Here is a 16,379-nt window from a genome sequence, read left to right on the forward strand (position 1 = left end):
CTCTCACCCTGGCCCTGACGACCAGCACTTGCCTCTGACGCCAGCGTCAGGTTTTAGCGTACCGGCCATGGATATCAACAACTCCGTCGCCCTTGTCACCGGAGCCAACCGCGGCCTGGGCCGCGCCTTCGCCCAGCGCCTGCTCGAACGGGGCGCCCGCAAGGTCTACGCGACGGCCCGCCGACCGGAGACCGTGGACCTGCCCGGGGTCGAGGTGCTGCCCCTCGACATCGCCGATCCCGCATCCGTGAGGGCCGCCGCCGAGGCCGCCCCGGACGTCTCGCTACTCATCAACAACGCGGGAATCAGTACGGGGACCGACCTGGTGACCGGTTCGCTGGACGCGGTGCGGCACGAGCTGGAGACCAACATGTTCGGCCACCTGGGAATGATCCGGGAGTTCGCGCCGGCGCTCGCCAGGAACGACGGGGGCGCGATCGTCAACGTCCTCTCCGCCATGTCGTGGTTCGGCGGCAAGGGCGCCAATGCCTACCACCTGACCAAGGCCGCCGCCTGGGCCATGACCAACGGCGTCCGCCTGGAGCTCGCCGAACAGGGCACGCTCGTCACAGCGGTACACCTCGGCCTGGCCGACACCGACATGGCGGCAGGCTGGCCCGTGGCCAAGATCGCCCCGCCGGCCCTGGCCGACGCGGCACTCGACGGCGTCGAGGCAGGCTCCGCCGAGGTCCTCGCCGACCAGTGGAGTCGGGACGTCAAGTCCCGTCTGCCGCTGACGCCGGAAGAGTTCAACGCCGCAATGGACCGCGCCCTGGCGGCGCTGATGGCGGCCTGAGGGGCCCCCGGGCCGCACGGACTTCGGTCGGCTGCTTCTCCATCGGCCTCTCGAACTCCTCTACCGCAGCGACCCCATCGACGGCTGCCTTGCCGGCACCGGCCTGTCTCTCACCCCGACGACTTCACGAGTTCAGGCTCAGTAGCCACCGGCCCGGCCGCGACCCCTACTTGGTCGTGTGCGTGGGGTAGACCTGAACATCGGTGTAGGCGCCCTTGATCTCTCCCGCGCCCGCGGGCCACTTCAGGCTCACGCTGTGGGTCTCGTTGGGGGGCGTCACCAGGATGTCGGTCGGGTGCGTGAGGCTGTCGCCGGTGTTGTCGATGTCGTAGGCGAGGTTGAAGACAGCGGCGTCGCCGGGCTTCAGGGTGGTGATACGCGGTTGGGCCTGGCCGCGCTCGATGGGGTTCGAGGTGTTGTCGGTGTCCTTGATGTCGACGCCCGCGAAGCCCGTCGCCGAGCAGGCGGTCGAACCCCGGTTGATCATGGTGATGTCGATCCTGCCGGAGGCCTCGTCGGTCGCGGCGTCCCTGGCGTCGATGGCCAGGTCCTGCGTCTTGCAGAACTCGACCTTGCCGCCGGTCTTCGCCGCGCCGTTCGCGGCGCCGGCGCGGGCCTTGGCGTCCTGTCCGGAACCCGACTTCGCGACGCCGGCCGTCGACTTCGAGCTGTCGGAGTCCGAGCCGCTCTCCGCCTTCGAGCCGCCTTCCGAGGACGAAGAAGACGAGGAAGAGGAGCCCTTGGAGGATGAGCCCTTCCCGGAGCCATTGCCGCCACAAGCGGTGAGCGAGAGGGAGGCGGCGACGCCGATGGCGGCGAGAGCGGCGATGCGGGTGTACTTCACGGTGTTCCCCCAGAAGGAGCGCGGTGCGTGCGGTCTGAAGTATTTGTATCTCGCACCGAGTTACAGGCCGTCCTCCGCGACGTCTTCGTTCTGTCACAGGCGGCCGACGCAGCAGATCACCGGACTCCTCGGCCACGACCTCGTCGGCCTGCGCGTTCAGGTTCTGAGGAACGCCGTCATGCCGTGCTCACGGCATCACGGCATCACGGCACCAACTCTCTTCTCAGCGGATCCGCGTGACTGCCACTGGTCGCGGGTCGTGTTGTGCCCGTCTCGACCTCGACGACCGGGCCGCGGCCTGTGGTCGTCTACGGCTCCCCCTCATCCGTCCGTGCCCGCCGCCCGGGTCCGAACTCGGCGATGAGTCGCGCGACTTCGGCAGCGACGGGCGCGGTCAAGGCCTGCGAGAGCACGGTCTCGCTGTGCCTGATCTTCTTCCAATCTCTGTGCGCCGCCCCGGTAGAGGCCGCGGGCCTGCTTCGCGACCACCCCTTCGATTCCCTGCTTGTGTCGGCAGAAACGTGTCCCGCGCAGGTCGCGTCGCTTCACACCGGATCTGGGCCTTCGGATCGTGTCGCGTTGCGGTGACCCATCGTGTCCCTTTTCCTGCACGGACGATGTCGTTGAAGGCCATGTCCGCTGAGCGAGTATGGGCCGTCATGGAGACGGGCCATGGCGAGGCGCGCCCCTTGTTCTTCCGCCAGCCCATGGCGGCGTTGGCTGGGATGGCGACGGCACCGAGCAGGTGGTCTGCCGGGGTCTGGGCGCGGGTCAGGTCGAGTCAGGGAACCCGCTGATGGCAGAACCTCAGACCGTCCGGGCCGCCGCGGCGGCCCGGCTACGAGAAGGAGGTACAGAGAAAGTGTCACCTGATGACCACCGGGTGACTGCTGTCCGCTCGGCGATTTATCGGAGTTCGGGGAATGCTTGGAGAGCGTCACCGCGAGCGATCAGCCTCCGACACGCCGCGCGAAACAGCCGAACCGCACCGGAAGGAATCTCACGCCATGACCGCGACCGCGCCCAAGGCTCCGACTGCACCAGGGGTGCGGTCCTGGTGGGGAATCCCGTTCGCCACCGCCGAGCGGTACCGCCGCCCCGTGGTCGCGGACTTCGATCCGGACCGCCCCTGCGACCGCAAGGGCGTCGCCGCCGTCCAGCCCGACAGCGGCGACTGGCTCGAAGCGGACAGCGGGACGGGCGAGGACTGCCTGAACCTGAATGTATGGGCCCCCGAGCGGCCGGCCGGGAAGACGCTGCCGGTGGCCGTGTACATCCATGGCGGCGGATTCGAGTTCGGTGCGAACACGCAGACCACCTCGAACGCCGCCGGTCTCGCCGCGACGGGACGCGTGGTGAGCGTGTCGGTCAACTACCGGCTCGGCGCACTGGGCGCGCTCTCGCTCTCGCAGTACGGCGGGCGGCTCGCCGAGGCCAGCAACCTGGGCCTGCAGGACGTCATCGCCGCCCTCACCTGGGTCAAGCAGAACATCGCCCACTTCGGTGGTGACCCCGACGACGTCACCGTCTTCGGCCACAGCGCCGGCGCCTACTCCACCCTCGGGCTGCTCGGGGCCTCCTCCGCGGACGGCCTGTACCGGCGACTGGCCGGGTTCTCCGGCGCGCCCTCGCGTCTCGTCCCGGCCTGGTGGGCCGAGGAGCTCGCGAAGCGGTTCGTCACCGAACTCGGTGTCGCGGGCAACCCCGACAAGCTGATCGATCTCGACGCGGCCTCCCTGGTGGCCGCCCTGCGCAAGGTCTGTCCGACGGATCTCGGAGTCCGTGGCGGGATGGACAACCGGAGCCTCGGCGTGGTCCTGGACGCCGAACAGCCCGGCGGGGTGCTGCACGCCCACCCCCTGGACGTCCTGGCCTCGGGCTCGCACCGGGACATCGACATACTCCTGAGCACGGCCAGTGACGAGATGGGCTGGTGGGTGGCGAACGACCTCGACCGGTTCGACCCGCACACCGTCGACCGCGTCACCGACGAATTCGCGGGGTGGCGCATTCCCCGCTCCCGCGCCAAGAGGATCGTCGATACCTACGACCAGGGCGGCCGCACCCCTGCCGAGGTCCGGGCCGCGTCCCTGACGGACTACATTTTCACGCTCCCCGCAGCTCGCGGTGCTCTGGCCCACGCCGCCGCGGGTGGCAACGCCCATCTCCTCATGATCGGGCCCGCCGAGGGTGCGCCCGCCGTGCACGGCACCGAGATGTACGCCCTGGTCGGCCAGGAACAGCCAGGGCGCAGCCCTGAACAGGCCGACCGTGACACGCGTATCCGCGACATCGTCCTCGACTTCGTCACCGGCGAGCAGACCCGCCTGTGGCCCGCCGTCACGGACCGGCCCACCTCGGGGAGTGTCGGCAACCCTCCCTACGAGCCCAGCGCCCGCTACCAGACGGTCCTCGACCTGTTCGGGAACATCGCCCGCCCCTGACGGTCACCGGGCGATCCGGAACAGCGCACCAGGGGGCGAACAGAGTGAGGAGTTCGACATGAGCCAAGTGACAGCAGCCGTCGACGCCGCACCGGCGACGATGCGGGCCGTCGTCGTCACCCGGCCCGGCGGCCTCGACGCGCTGGAGATCAAGGATGTGCCGGTGCCCGTACGCAAGCCCGGCTGGGTGCGGATCAGGGTGAAGGCGTTCGGCGTCAACGAGTCCGAGGTCACCACCCGCAAGGGCGAGTCGGACGCGGTGGTCACCTACCCGCGTGTGCCCGGCATCGAGGGCGTCGGCGTGGTCGATGAGGCCGACGAGGACAGCGAGTTGCGGCCGGGACAGCAGGTGGCCACGATGATGGGCGGCATGGGCCGCTCGTACGACGGCGCGTACGCCCAGTACGTGACCGTCCCCGCGGCGCAGGTCATCCCGTTCGAGACCGGCCTGCCGTGGGAGGTCGTCGGTGCGCTGCCGGAGATGTTCCAGACCGCCTACGGATCGCTGACCACCGGCCTGGACCTCAAGGCCGGGCAGACGCTGCTGATCCGCGGCGGCACCTCCGCGGTCGGGCTGAGCGCGGCCACCATCGCGAAGGACCTCGGAGCCACCGTGCTGTCCACCACGCGGAGCCCGGAGAGGGCCGGGGGACTGCGGGCCGCGGGCGTCGACCATCCCCTCGTCGACAGCGGCACGATCGCCGGTCAGGTGAGCGAGCTGATGCCGGAGGGTGTCGACGCCGTACTGGAGTTGGTGGGCTGCTCGGTCCTCGCCGACACCCTGCGCACCGTCCGCCGGCACGGCACGGTCTGCTTCACCGGAGCCCTGGCGGGCCAGTGGAAGATCCGCGATTTCACCCCGTTCATGATCCCCAACGGGGTGCGGCTGACCTCCTTCGGCGGTCAGGCCGCCGACCTCCCGGCTGACGTCTTCGCCCGCCAGCTCCAGGCCATCGCCGCAGGGAGCCTCAAAGTCCCGGTCGCGAAGGTCTACCACGGCCTGGAACAGGTTCGTGACGCCCAGGCCGACGTCGAGTCCGGCACCACGCCGGGCAAGCACGTCGTCGTCCTGGACGACTGAGACCTGGGCAACTGAGAAACCACAACCAACCACCCCCGATGCGCGACCGGTCGACAACGGCCGGCCACAGCATCCGTAAGAGGAACTGGCACAGGAACTGATAGGGGCCGGCCGTGGCCGTGGCCGTGCCGGGCAGATGGCCGACCAGTCCCAAGCCCCGATGGACATGGCGTACGTGTCGGCCACCGACGATCACTCGACAACACCCCAGAGGGCAGAGCCCATATGAGAATCCGACTGACCGCCGGCGAAGCCGTCCTCAACGCAACCCTCGACGACAACGCGACGGCACGCGACTTCGCCTCACTGCTCCCGCTGACGCTGCAGATGCCTGACCTGCTCAAGCGCGAGAAGTACGGTCACCTGCCCCGGTCTCTCGCCGCAGGAGGCGAGCCGCGGTCCAGCTACGAGATCGGCAACATCGCCTACTGGTCACCCGGTCCCGACATCGCCATCTTCTATGACCACGACGGCCGGTCCATCCCCGACCCCGGCATCATCTTCCTCGGCGAGATCGACTCGGGGGCCGATGCCCTCAAGAAGTACGACGGCACGGTCGACGTCACCATCGAAGCCATCGACTGAGACCCAGCCGGAAACCACCGAGATCGTCAACCAACGAGAGGAAGGGGCCATGTCCCGGGCCGCACCATCGGGGCGACCGGCGGCGTCGGCTCCCGCCTCGCCGCACGACGCATCGAACAGGTCGACCAGGTCGTGGGCCTTCACCGCCGTACCGAGCAGGCGCACCCTGGAATCCGACGGAATAGAGCCGTTCACGGCGACCTGACGTCGCTCAGCGCAGACACTCCAGCCGCCCGTCTGGAAGGTGCCGACGCAGTCGTCTTCACCGCGGGCGTGAGCGGAGCCGGCCCGCGACAGGCGGACGCTGTCGACGGGCAGGGCGTGGAAATCGCGGCAACCGCCGCAACGAAGGCAGGAGTCCACCGGCTCCTCCTCGCTCCCGCGTTCCCGTCCGCGGCCCGCCCTACCGGGCACATGTCCTTTTTCCCCGGCCGGCTGACGCCGGGTTTCCGTCACGCGTCGGTCCTCGCTTCGCGGGCGGCGAAGGCGGCCGGGGTGAGGCCGGTGCGGTCGCGGAAGAAGCGGCCGAAGTTCGCGGGGTCGGTGAAGCCGAGGTGGACGGCCACAGCCCGGGCGTCCCACCGGGCACCTCCCAGCAGGCGCCGGGCTTCCAGGAGGCGCCGCTCGTCGATGAGTGCACGTACCCCCTTGCCGGTGGCGTCCCGGGCGGCACGGCTCAGGGTGCGGACCGAACAGCCGAGCAACTCGGCGTAATCCGTGGCTTGATGCAGTTCACGGAAGTGCAGCTCCAAGGCGTCCAGGAAGCGCCCGTACCTGTCGGCACGCCCGGTGCCGGCCGTGGCCGAGCCGACGGGGGCGATGCCCGGGGAGTTGGCCAGGCGCAGCAGCAGCGATTCGAGCAGGCTGCGCCGCAGGGCGTGGTGGATGTCGAGGGGGCGGCGCCCCAGTGCGCGGTGTTCGTCCAGGAGCTGGAGTGCCGTCTGCTGGAGCCAGGCGGTGTCGTCGGGGTGCGGGCTGAGCACGGCAGGGGCCTCGTGCGCGGTGAGCGGGGCCAGGAGACGGGCGACGTCGGGCCGCAGCACGTCCGGTTCGAACAGGATGAACGGGCCGCGGGCCGCGCCGGGCGGATGCCAGCACTGCGCGTGCCCGGGACGCACCCACAGCCACTGGCCGGGGGCGACGGTCCGCGTGACGTGGTCGACATCGTGCCGCAACTCACCCTCGGTGACCGCGATGAGGTAGTGGAAGGTGGCGCGGCCCGGACGGGGCGGGTTCCACGGCCAGTCGTCGTGCTGGGCGAAGAAATCCTCGACGGTACTCACCTCAAGGCCGTAGGGAGTGCCGACCGGGGGCTGGAAACCGTACAGCGGAACCGCGGACGGTCCGGGCTGTCCGCCCGGCCTGGAGTGTCGCTTGTCGACCATCACGTGTCCGCAGCCTACCGCCCTCTTTGCCGGCGTCGAGGGAAGGATGGGACGTGCCGCCGCGCCCGCGCGGCGCTCTCCGCCTCCTTCGATGCCGCAGTCCGTCACCACCCGAGAAGGCTCACCACCCATGAACGGATCGGCCCTGCACAAGACCGCCGCCGACTGCGCGGAGGAACTCCCCGGTGCCCAGCTGGAGCATCCCTTCGGCCCCGACTGGGAGGTCTTCAAGGTACGCGGCAAGGTGTTCATGCTGATGACCGAAGTCCCTGGGCGTCCCGTCGTGATCCTCAAGGCGGACCCCGGCGAGGCCCACGCCCTGCGGGAGCAGTACAGCCACATCAGCCCCGGCTACCACATGAACAAGAAGCACTGGATCACCCTGGAGAGCGGAGAAGGCCTCGACAAGGAGCTCGTCAGGGAGCTCGTCACCGACTCCTACCGGCTCGTCGTCGCCCACCTGCCAAGGGCCGAGCAGCCCGTCGACCCGCACACCTACGGCACCGGCACGCGGGCGGCCCGGTGAGCACGGTCGGTGACCGGCTCCAGGACACCGCCCGCCAGGCGGCCCTGGCCCTCCCCGACGTCAGCCACGGATACCCCTTCGCCCCGGGACTCGACGTGTACAAGGTCGCGGGCAGGGTGTTCCTGATCGTCACCGACGACCCGGACGAACAGATCATCACGGTCAAGTGCGAACCCGAACATGCCCGTGCGCAAGAACGCGGCTACGCCTCGATCACACCGGGCCGTTATCTCGACAAACGCCACTGGATCTCGCTCGGGCCGGGACCCGGCATCACCGAGCGGCTGGTCACCGACGCGGTCGAGGATTCCTACGACCTGGTCGCCGAGCGGCTGCCGCGACGCGACCGCCCCAGTGCCCGATGAGCACCGCGAGCTTCCCCGCGAACGGCGAGCCCACGCTCGCCAGCGTCCCGTGCAAGGGCCCGCCCCGTCCGCACACCCCGCCTGCGACCAGAGACAGATGGAACCGACCGTAGTGGTCCTGCCGCTCTTCGACGAGGAGCCCCCCGGCCGGTCGCCGACCGCCTGCGCCCCACAAAGCTGGAAGACATCGCCGGGCAGGACCACCTCCTGGCCGCGGCTGCCGCTGCTGGGCCCGCATGGTCACCCAGCAGCGCATCAGCTCCACCATCCTGCGGGGCCGCCCGGCGTCGGGAAGGCCACCATCGCACGGCTCCTCGCGGACGGCAGCGACATGGCCTTCGACCCGGTGTCGCCCACCTCTCCGGCGTGGCCGAACGGCTCCAGGCCCCGATGGTAAGTGGATCGACTTGCCTCAAGGGTGGCGCGGGCAGCAACCGACTACGAAGAACCCGGCCTCCGACTCCGCCGCCCGCTTCGGCGACGCATCCGTCAGATTCCGGCTCGTGTACACGACCATGACCAACGATCGTAGATCGCTGCATTTCCGCTGTGCCACAGCATCGACGGCTTACTCAAGGCACCTTGCCCGTCGGCGACAACGAGCCGGGCCACTGGCGGCCGCATGTCGTAGCGGAGGCGGCGGTCCCTTCCGGAACATCTGACCTGCATAACGCGCCCGCACAAACCCCAGGTCAAGCGCCCTTCGCCACCGGCTCAAGAATCGCAACGCACTCCACATGATGCGTCATAGGAAACAGATCAAACGCCCGAAGCGTCCGCACCCGATACCCCCCATCCCGGAAATACCCCAAGTCCCGCGCCAACGCAGCCGGATCGCAAGCCACGTACGCGATCCGCCGCGCGCCCAGCGACGACAGGTGCTCAACGGTCTTCCGGCCCGCCCCCGCCCGCGGCGGATCCAGGACGATCAGGTCGACCTCCGTGATACCCGTCCGCGGCAACACACTCTCGACCTTGCCCTGCTCAATACGCACACGGTCGAACTCGGCCAAATTGTGCCGGGCGTCCTCCACCGCACGCTTGGTGGACTCGATGCCGAGGACCGCGCCCTGGTCGCCGACCCGGTCGGCGAGGGCGCCCGCGAAGAGGCCGACGCCGCAGTAGAGGTCGAGGGCCATGTCGCCCTTGCGCGGCAGCAGGCCCTGCATGACCGCCGTCACCAGGGTGTCGGCCGACTTCGGGTGGACCTGCCAGAAGCCGCCGTTGCCGACCCGGTGGGTCCGGCCGTCCGCGCGTTCGCGGACGAAGGGGCGGCCGTGGACACGGTGGACACCACCGTCACGTTCGTCCACCCGCAGAACGGACACGGGGCGGTCCAGTTCGACCAGCGGCAGGCGCGCGCCCGGCTTCGGCGTCAGGACCACCTGACGGTCCTGCGAACCCGTCGCCGCGATCGCCTCGACGGAGTCCATGCCGGTCCAGTCGCGCTTCTCGATGCCCAGCTCGCTGACCTCCTCGGCGGCGATCATGCAGTGGTCGATCGGCTCGACCTCGTGGGAGCGGTGCCGGCGCAGGCCCGCCCGGCCGTCGGCGGTGACCGCGTACTGGACGCGGGTGCGCCACGCGGGGACCTGGCCCGCGGGCAGCTTGTCGCCCTCGGCGGGCAGCACCGTGCCGTCCCAGCCTGCCTCCTCCGGCGTGAGCCCGGCGAGCCGCTGGAGCTGTTCGGCGATGACGTCGGCCTTCAGGCGCCGCTGCGCGCCCGGCTTGGCGTGCTGCCAGTCGCAGCCGCCGCAACGACCGGGGCCGGCGAACGGGCAGGGCACGTCGATCCGGTCCTTGGAGGCGTCCAGGATGTCCACCGCGTCCGCGCGCAGGAACCGGGCGCCCTCCTCGCCGTCCGTCACCCGCGCCACGACCCGCTCACCGGGCAGCGCGTGCCGGACGAACAGCACCTGGCCCTCGGACGTACGGGCGATGCAGTGACCGCCGTGGGCGACGGGGCCGACCTCGACCTCGTACTCCTCCCCCACCAGCGACTTCCTCGGTTCTGCCTGCATGGCGGGGTGACTCCAAAACGCGTGAGGGTGATGGGCCGAACGGAATCGGCCGGACAACAGCCCACCAGTCTACGTGGCTGCCGCCCGGCCGAATCACCACCGCTTCCCGAGCCGTCGCCTCAGGACTTGTGCTCGGAGGACTCCTTCGACCGCACCTGAGCCGGCCCCCGCCGCACCGCACCCGGCGCGTTCCACTCCTGCTGCTTGCGGGCCCGCCGCTTGGCCGCCTCGGAGGACTGGAGCTGGTACGGCACCGAGGTCACCATGATCCCCGGCGTGAACAGCAGCCGACCCTTCAGCCGCAGTGCGCTCTGGTTGTGCAGCAGGTGCTCGTACCAGTGGCCGACGACGTACTCGGGGATGATCACGGACACCGCGTCCCGCGGCGACTCCTTGCGCAGGCTCTTGACGTACTCGATGATCGGCCGCGTGATCTCGCGGTAGGGCGAGTCCAGGACCTTCAGCGGTACGTCGATGCCGCGCCGCTCCCACTCGTCCCGCAGCGCCTTGGTCTCCGCCGGGTCGACGTTGACGCTCAGCGCTTCCAGGCTGTCCGAGCGCATCAGCTTGGCGTAGGCCAGGGCGCGCAGCGTCGGGCGGTGGATCTTGGAGATCAGGACGACGGAGTGGATGCGGGAGGGCCGCACGCTGTCGTCGCTCGGGCCCTCGGGGGCGGCGATCTCCTCGGCGACGCGGTCGTAGTGCTTACGGATGGCCGACATCGTCGCATAGAAGATCACCATGCCGAGCAGGGCGACCCACGCGCCGTGCGTGAACTTGGTGACGAGGACGACGACCAGCACGAGGCCGGTGAAGAACGCGCCGAAGGCGTTGATCGCGCGGGAGCGGATCATGTGACGGCGCTTGGCCTGGTCGCGCTCGGTGGCCAGATGGCGGTTCCAGTGCCGGACCATGCCGGTCTGGCTGAGCGTGAAGGACACGAACACACCGACGATGTAGAGCTGGATCAGGCGTGTGGAGTCGGCGCCGTAGATCCCGACGAGCAGTCCGGCGGCGCCCGCGAGGAGCACGATGCCGTTGGAGAAGGCCAGGCGGTCGCCGCGGGTGTGCAACTGGCGGGGCAGGTAGCGGTCCTGGGCGAGGATCGAGCCGAGCAGCGGGAAGCCGTTGTAGGCGGTGTTCGCGGCGAGGAACAGCACCAGCGCGGTGGCCGCGGCCAGGATGATGAAGAGGAAGCTGCCCTTGCCGAACACGGCCTCGGCGACCTGGGAGATCACCGGGTTCTGGACGTAGTCCGCGCCGAGCGGGACGCCGTTGTGGACGAGGTCCCTGGCCGGGTTCTCGGCCATGCGGACGTCGGTGGCGGCGGCCAGCGCGATGATGCCGCAGAACATGGTGACGGCCAGCAGGCCCATCGCCGCGAGGGTGGTCGCGGCGTTCTTGGACTTGGGCTTGCGGAAGGCCGGGACGCCGTTGGAGATCGCCTCGACGCCGGTGAGGGCGGCACAGCCGGAGGAGAAGGCGCGCAGCAGCAGGAAGACCAGGGCGAAGCCCGCCAGGCCCTGATGCTCGGGTTTGATGACGTAGTCCGCCGTCGGGGCCCGCATGGTGTCGTCGAGGACCAGTCCGCGGAAGGCGCCCCAGGCGATCATGGTGAAGACACCCGCGACGAAGATGTACGTCGGAATCGCGAACAGCGAGCCCGACTCCTTCACCCCGCGCAGGTTCATCAGCGTGAGCAGCACGATCACGCCTATCGCACAGAGCACCTTGTGCTCGACCACGAACGGGATCGCCGAGCCCAGGTTCTCGATGCCGGAGGAGATCGACACCGCGACGGTGAGGACGTAGTCGACAAGCAGCGCACTGGCGACCGTGAGGCCCGCCTTGGGGCCGAGGTTGGTGTTCGCCACCTCGTAGTCGCCGCCGCCACTGGGGTAGGCGTGCACGTTCTGCCGGTACGAGGCCACCACGGTGAACATCAGTACGACGACCGCGACGGCGATCCACGGACTGAAGTGGTACGCCGTCACGCCCGCGATGGACAGGACCAGCAGCACCTCCCCGGGCGCATACGCCACAGAGGACAGCGGGTCGGAGGCGAAGACGGGTAGTGCGATGCGCTTGGGCAGGAGAGTCTCCCCCAGCCGGTCACTGCGCAGTGCGCGCCCGATCAGGATCCGCTTGGGCACGTCGGTCAGTTTGGACACAACAGAGGATCGTAAGCGTTCGATTGCGGGCTCGCCCACCCGCCACCCCTCATCGGCCTCGTATCTGCCCTCCGAGTGAATTCAGAGGCCGCTGCGGCTGCGGATTCCGCAGGTCACCCGCTTCCCATGCCTATATGACTAAGCTCCGTCCGTTTCCCGGCTGTTGTCGCCCCTGGAGGCCCCATGCACGCGCCCGCAGAACTGATCGGCGCCGCGGCCAGCGTCATCGCCCTCGGAATCCTGACTCTCGCGAGCGTGCGCAGCATCAACCGCCGCTGACCAGGCCGGCGACCCGGGCACACAGTTCCGCCCGCCCGATGCTGTCGGCGCGGGTCGACGGCACCGTGCAGGCGTACGCCCCCGCCACCGTGCCGTACAGGGCGCAGCGGCGGGGCGGCTCGGCGTTCAGCCAGGCGTAGAGGAACGCGGCGGCGAAGGCGTCGCCCGCGCCGTTGGAGTCGACCACCGGCGCCGGGGGTGCGGCGGCGGGTACGTGTGTCAGCTCACCGTCGGCCAGCAGGTAGGCCCCGTCGGCCCCGGCCGTGGCGACGACCGCCCGGGCCCGGCCCCGTTCGGTGATCCGCCGCATGACCCGCTCCGGGTCGGCCAGTGCCGCGCTGGACAGGAAGACCAGGTCGGCCTGGTGGGCGAAGGTCTCGTGGTACGGGTTGGACCCGTCCCAGTCGTGCAGGTCGGTCGAGACGGTCACACCGGCCTCGCGCAGGGCGGGCAGCGCGTGGCCGCACGGCTGGGTGATGACGACGTGGGCGTGCCGGCTGACGGCGGCCAGGTCCCGCACCGTGGCCTCGGGCAGCCGGTCCGTCTCCGCCGCGCGCGTGGCGTCGTAGAGGGAGAGCCGCCTGCCGTCGGGGCCTACAAGGTTGACCGCGCGCTTGGTGCCGAGCGGCTGGGGGACGTCGGTGAGCGCGATCCCGCGGTCGCGGTGCAGGGCACGGACCAGGTCGCCCTCCGGGTCGTCGCCCAGCATGTCGAGGTGGTGGGTGCGCAGGCCCAGCGCGCTCGTCCCCAGGGCGACGAAGTCTCCGCTCTGGCCCGCGCGCGTCACGATCCCGGGCCGGATCATGTGGCTGTCGGCGAGCGGCACAGGCAGCTCGGGCACGTGCACGATCGTGTCCACGCCCGCGCCGCCCAGGACCAGGACGTCGATCTCGGTACTCATGGTGTCTTCCTCCCCAGCCGAGGGCCCGGTCGAAGTCCGCTCCGGCCCGGGCAGGGCCCTCGGCAACCCCCTCGACTTTGCCGATACGTTGGAGTCGGGCAGTCGAACGCGGCACCGCCCCCGCAGGGCATCATGGCCTGATTCCACCGGCATGATGTTGCCCGGCGGCCCGCACGCAGGCCGCGATGTGATGCCCGGCGAGCCGAAAGAGAGACATGATCACGACATTCATGAAGGTCAGAGGGCCTGCAGGAAGCGCGGTGTGACGCGATGCATATTGTCATCATGGGTTGCGGGCGGGTGGGCTCCGCCCTGGCCCAGAACCTGGAGCAACAGGGCCACACGGTCGCCGTGGTCGACCAGGACCCCACCGCCTTCCGCCGCCTCGGGTCCTCCTTCGGCGGCCGCCGGGTCACCGGGGTCGGCTTCGACCAGGACACCCTGCGGGAGGCCGGCATCGAGGAGGCCGGCGCCTTCGCCGCCGTCTCCAGCGGTGACAACTCCAACATCATCGCCGCACGCGTGGCCCGCGAGATGTTCGGCATCGAGAACGTCGCCGCGCGCATCTACGACCCCCGCCGCGCCGAGGTCTACCAGCGCCTGGGCATCCCCACCGTCGCGACGGTCCGCTGGACGGCCGACCAGATGCTGCGCCGGCTGCTCCCGTCCGGCGCCGAGCCGCTGTGGCGCGACCCCACGGGCGGCGTCCAGCTCGCCGAGGTGCACGCCTCGACCGCCTGGGTCGGCCACAAGATCAGCCGGATCCAGGAGGAGACCGGCGTGCGCGTGGCGTTTCTGACCCGGCTCGGCGAGGCGGTCCTGCCCACCTCGCAGACGGTGTTGCAGGAGGGCGACCTGGTGCACGTGATGATGCGCACCGACGAGGTCGACAAGGTCGAGGCGGCGTTCGCCAAGGGTCCCGAAGAGGAGGGCGGTCACTGATGAGGGTCGCCATTGCCGGAGCCGGCGCGGTCGGCCGCTCGATCGCGGGCGAGCTGCTGGAGAACGGCCACGAGGTCCTGCTCATCGACAAGGCGCCGACGGCCATCTCGGTCGAACGCGTCCCGCAGGCCGAATGGCTGCTCGCCGACGCCTGCGAGATCACCTCCCTGGACGAGGCGGCGCTGCAGCGCTGCAACGTCGTCATCGCCGCGACCGGCGACGACAAGGTGAACCTGGTCGTCTCGCTCCTCGCCAAGACGGAGTACGGCGTGCCGCGGGTGGTCGCGCGGGTGAACAACCCGAAGAACGAGTGGCTCTTCAACGAGTCCTGGGGCGTGGACGTCGCCGTCTCCACCCCGCGTCTGATGTCCGCCCTGGTCGAGGAGGCGGTGAGCGTGGGCGACCTGGTCCGCCTGCTGCGCTTCAGCCACGGCGACGCCAACCTGGTCGAGCTGACCCTGCCGGAGGAGTCGGCCCTGGCCGGCACGCAGGTCGGCGACGTCGAGTGGCCCGAGGACACGTCCCTGGTCACGATCATCCGCGGCACCCGCGTCCTGACCCCGTCCCGGGAGGACTCCCTGGAGGCGGGCGACGAACTCCTCTTCGTGGCCGCGCAGGCCCGTGAGGAGCAGTTGGAGGACCTGCTGTCGGTGCGGCGGGACAGCGCGAAGAGCTGAGGGCGGGGCCCTTCGGGGACACGCCGGAGGGGGCGCCCAGGGCGTCCAGGGGGCCCCCGCCCTCCGCTAGCGAGGTCTCTCGGCGTGTCGAGGTCAGCTCGCGGAGTTCACTGCTCGGCGGACCGGGCGGCGGCCTCCCGCTCCCTCTCCTCGGCGGCCTTCTCCTCGGCCTCCATCTCCGCGAACACATCGATCGGCGCGGGCGCCTTCGCCAGGAACAGCCAGGTCAGCCAGACGGCGAGCAGGAACGGCGGGATCTTCAGAGCGATCAGGATCCAGCCAAGCTGCGTGGTGTCGGCCCACCAGTACAGCGGGAAGAGGATCGCGCACTTGGCGAGCAGGATCGCACCCCACGCGTAACTGGCCTTGGCGTAGGCCTTCTTGCGGCCGGGGTTGCGCGTGCGCCAGGAGAGGTTCTCCTTGAAGACCGGGCCGAGGATCAGCCCGATCAGCGGGACACCGCACAGCGTGGTGACGATGTACGCGAGTCCGAGGCCCAGCGTGTAGAGCATGCCGGGCAGGTAGAAGTCCTTGGCGTTGCCGGTCATCATCGCGAAGACGACACCGAAGGCCACACCGAAGACACCGCTGAAGGCGTGCTTGACGGTGTCCTTCATCACCAGCCGGACCACGACCAGCACCAGCGACACGGCCAGCGCCGCGATCGCCGACAGATGCAGGTCCTTGTTGATCGTGAAGATGCTGACGAAGAGCAGGCCGGGCAGCACCGTCTCGACCATGCCCCGGACGCCGCCGAACGCCTCGAACAGGGCAGCCTCGGTCACCGCCCGGGTGTCGTCCGCAGATGTCTCTTCGGTCGGCTTGTCGAGCGACGTCACCGGCTACTCCCGTCCGAGGGGTCTCAGTTCGTACTTGGGATTGAACAGCACCCGGCGGCCCCGGCTCATCGAGATCCGGCCCGATGCGATCAGCTTGCGCCCCGGTTCTATGCCCACGATGGAGCGCCTGCCGAGCCACACCACGTCCAGCGCGGCGGAGCCGTCGAACAGCTCGGCCTCCAGGGCCGGGACTCCCGCGCGCGGCCGCAGGGTGACCGTGCGCAAGGTACCAGTAACCGTCACCACCTGCCGGTCCTGACAGTCTCCGATCCGGATACAGCCGGCCGTCTCGGTGTCCTCCCGCAGCTCCTCGGACTCCAGGTCCTCCTGCGACGAGGAGAGCCGGTCGAGCATGCGCCGGAACCGGCCCGCCGGCTTCTGCGAACGAGGAACAGCACTCATGACTAGAGCGTACCGGGGCCCGCTGACAGCTACGCAGCCCTGTGGCACAGGCCCTACTTCTCGAAGCGGTAGCCCATCCCCGGTTCCGTGATACCGCATCCCCCGGGGGCCAACCCCCGGA

16 protein-coding genes and 1 pseudogene are annotated in these 16,379 nt (G+C 69.9%); 10 read left to right on the plus strand and 7 right to left on the minus strand.

The window, feature by feature from the left end:
- The first annotated feature begins 67 nt into the window (after positions 1-67).
- The gene (locus ACFTZL_RS12920; RefSeq protein WP_382580994.1) at positions 68-796 is read left to right on the plus strand and encodes an SDR family oxidoreductase; all 729 of its coding nucleotides are present in this window, start codon (positions 68-70) and stop codon (positions 794-796) included.
- 166 nt (positions 797-962) lie between these two features.
- Here the strand turns inward: ACFTZL_RS12920 and ACFTZL_RS12925 are convergent, their stop codons facing one another.
- Positions 963-1,640: a DUF4232 domain-containing protein gene (locus tag ACFTZL_RS12925; RefSeq protein ID WP_382580996.1), complete on the minus strand. Its 678-nt coding sequence runs from the start codon at positions 1,638-1,640 to the stop codon at positions 963-965.
- Between the two features lie 1,007 nt (positions 1,641-2,647).
- Between ACFTZL_RS12925 and ACFTZL_RS12930 the strand changes: the two genes are divergently transcribed.
- The 4 genes and pseudogenes from ACFTZL_RS12930 to ACFTZL_RS12945 all read left to right on the plus strand — a co-directional run.
- On the plus strand, positions 2,648-4,084 hold the full coding sequence (locus tag ACFTZL_RS12930) for a carboxylesterase family protein (protein WP_382580998.1): 1,437 nt from the start codon (positions 2,648-2,650) through the stop codon (positions 4,082-4,084).
- Positions 4,085-4,142: 58 nt separating this feature from the next.
- Complete coding sequence (locus tag ACFTZL_RS12935) at positions 4,143-5,165, plus strand: alcohol dehydrogenase catalytic domain-containing protein (RefSeq protein ID WP_382581000.1); 1,023 nt, start codon at positions 4,143-4,145, stop codon at positions 5,163-5,165.
- 225 nt (positions 5,166-5,390) lie between these two features.
- Positions 5,391-5,750, plus strand: a complete 360-nt coding sequence (locus ACFTZL_RS12940) for a cyclophilin-like fold protein (protein ID WP_382581002.1) — start codon at positions 5,391-5,393, stop codon at positions 5,748-5,750.
- Between the two features lie 66 nt (positions 5,751-5,816).
- Positions 5,817-6,134 (plus strand): annotated as a pseudogene (locus tag ACFTZL_RS12945) (NAD(P)H-binding protein); the annotation flags it as partial.
- A 68-nt stretch (positions 6,135-6,202) separates the two neighbouring features.
- Here the strand turns inward: ACFTZL_RS12945 and ACFTZL_RS12950 are convergent.
- Positions 6,203-7,033, minus strand: coding sequence for a helix-turn-helix domain-containing protein (locus ACFTZL_RS12950; protein ID WP_382581004.1), 831 nt, complete (start codon positions 7,031-7,033; stop codon positions 6,203-6,205).
- A gap of 232 nt (positions 7,034-7,265) precedes the next feature.
- Between ACFTZL_RS12950 and ACFTZL_RS12955 the strand changes: the two genes are divergently transcribed.
- The 3 genes from ACFTZL_RS12955 (at position 7,266) to ACFTZL_RS12965 (ending at position 8,423) form a co-directional block, all read left to right on the plus strand.
- Positions 7,266-7,661, plus strand: coding sequence for an MmcQ/YjbR family DNA-binding protein (locus ACFTZL_RS12955; RefSeq protein ID WP_382581006.1), 396 nt, complete (start codon positions 7,266-7,268; stop codon positions 7,659-7,661).
- Positions 7,658-8,026 carry an MmcQ/YjbR family DNA-binding protein gene (locus ACFTZL_RS12960; protein ID WP_382581008.1) on the plus strand — a complete coding sequence of 123 codons (369 nt, stop codon included), beginning with the start codon at positions 7,658-7,660 and terminating at the stop codon, positions 8,024-8,026. Before ACFTZL_RS12955 ends, ACFTZL_RS12960 begins: the two co-directional genes overlap by 4 nt.
- Positions 8,027-8,123: 97 nt before the next feature.
- Positions 8,124-8,423, plus strand: a complete 300-nt coding sequence (locus tag ACFTZL_RS12965; RefSeq protein WP_382581010.1) for a hypothetical protein — start codon at positions 8,124-8,126, stop codon at positions 8,421-8,423.
- A 295-nt stretch (positions 8,424-8,718) separates the two neighbouring features.
- Here ACFTZL_RS12965 and ACFTZL_RS12970 read toward each other — a convergent pair whose 3' ends face one another.
- The 3 genes from ACFTZL_RS12970 to ACFTZL_RS12980 all read right to left on the minus strand — a co-directional run bounded on the left by ACFTZL_RS12970 (position 8,719) and on the right by ACFTZL_RS12980 (position 13,398).
- Positions 8,719-10,047: a class I SAM-dependent RNA methyltransferase gene (locus ACFTZL_RS12970; protein WP_382581012.1), complete on the minus strand. Its 1,329-nt coding sequence runs from the start codon at positions 10,045-10,047 to the stop codon at positions 8,719-8,721.
- A 119-nt stretch (positions 10,048-10,166) separates the two neighbouring features.
- The gene (locus ACFTZL_RS12975) at positions 10,167-12,218 is read right to left on the minus strand and encodes an APC family permease (RefSeq protein WP_382581014.1); all 2,052 of its coding nucleotides are present in this window, start codon (positions 12,216-12,218) and stop codon (positions 10,167-10,169) included.
- A gap of 265 nt (positions 12,219-12,483) precedes the next feature.
- Positions 12,484-13,398 carry a PfkB family carbohydrate kinase gene (locus ACFTZL_RS12980; RefSeq protein WP_382581016.1) on the minus strand — a complete coding sequence of 305 codons (915 nt, stop codon included), beginning with the start codon at positions 13,396-13,398 and terminating at the stop codon, positions 12,484-12,486.
- Between the two features lie 270 nt (positions 13,399-13,668).
- Between ACFTZL_RS12980 and ACFTZL_RS12985 the strand changes: the two genes are divergently transcribed.
- Positions 13,669-14,340 (plus strand): TrkA family potassium uptake protein, encoded by a 672-nt coding sequence (locus ACFTZL_RS12985; RefSeq protein ID WP_351627244.1) that lies wholly within the window; start codon positions 13,669-13,671, stop codon positions 14,338-14,340.
- The gene (locus ACFTZL_RS12990) at positions 14,340-15,017 is read left to right on the plus strand and encodes a TrkA family potassium uptake protein (RefSeq protein ID WP_189721784.1); all 678 of its coding nucleotides are present in this window, start codon (positions 14,340-14,342) and stop codon (positions 15,015-15,017) included. Before ACFTZL_RS12985 ends, ACFTZL_RS12990 begins: the two co-directional genes overlap by 1 nt.
- 107 nt (positions 15,018-15,124) lie before the next feature.
- Here the strand turns inward: ACFTZL_RS12990 and ACFTZL_RS12995 are convergent, their stop codons facing one another.
- Positions 15,125-15,856, minus strand: a complete 732-nt coding sequence (locus ACFTZL_RS12995) for a DUF3159 domain-containing protein (protein WP_382581018.1) — start codon at positions 15,854-15,856, stop codon at positions 15,125-15,127.
- 3 nt (positions 15,857-15,859) lie between these two features.
- Positions 15,860-16,258: an OB-fold nucleic acid binding domain-containing protein gene (locus tag ACFTZL_RS13000; RefSeq protein WP_382581020.1), complete on the minus strand. Its 399-nt coding sequence runs from the start codon at positions 16,256-16,258 to the stop codon at positions 15,860-15,862.
- Positions 16,259-16,379 lie beyond the last annotated feature (121 nt).

It is taken from the genome of Streptomyces sp. NPDC056948, from assembly GCF_042674225.1.
GTDB lineage: Bacteria > Actinomycetota > Actinomycetes > Streptomycetales > Streptomycetaceae > Streptomyces > Streptomyces purpurascens.

Coding starts and splice junctions, on each gene's coding strand:
- ACFTZL_RS12920 (WP_382580994.1), top strand. CDS start 68: ATGGATATCAACAACTCCGTCGCCCTTGTCACCGGAGCCAACCGCGGC.
- ACFTZL_RS12930 (WP_382580998.1), top strand. CDS start 2,648: ATGACCGCGACCGCGCCCAAGGCTCCGACTGCACCAGGGGTGCGGTCC.
- ACFTZL_RS12935 (WP_382581000.1), top strand. CDS start 4,143: ATGAGCCAAGTGACAGCAGCCGTCGACGCCGCACCGGCGACGATGCGG.
- ACFTZL_RS12940 (WP_382581002.1), top strand. CDS start 5,391: ATGAGAATCCGACTGACCGCCGGCGAAGCCGTCCTCAACGCAACCCTC.
- ACFTZL_RS12955 (WP_382581006.1), top strand. CDS start 7,266: ATGAACGGATCGGCCCTGCACAAGACCGCCGCCGACTGCGCGGAGGAA.
- ACFTZL_RS12965 (WP_382581010.1), top strand. CDS start 8,124: ATGGAACCGACCGTAGTGGTCCTGCCGCTCTTCGACGAGGAGCCCCCC.
- ACFTZL_RS12970 (WP_382581012.1), bottom strand. CDS start 10,047: ATGCAGGCAGAACCGAGGAAGTCGCTGGTGGGGGAGGAGTACGAGGTC.
- ACFTZL_RS12980 (WP_382581016.1), bottom strand. CDS start 13,398: ATGAGTACCGAGATCGACGTCCTGGTCCTGGGCGGCGCGGGCGTGGAC.
- ACFTZL_RS12985 (WP_351627244.1), top strand. CDS start 13,669: ATGCATATTGTCATCATGGGTTGCGGGCGGGTGGGCTCCGCCCTGGCC.
- ACFTZL_RS12990 (WP_189721784.1), top strand. CDS start 14,340: ATGAGGGTCGCCATTGCCGGAGCCGGCGCGGTCGGCCGCTCGATCGCG.
- ACFTZL_RS13000 (WP_382581020.1), bottom strand. CDS start 16,258: ATGAGTGCTGTTCCTCGTTCGCAGAAGCCGGCGGGCCGGTTCCGGCGC.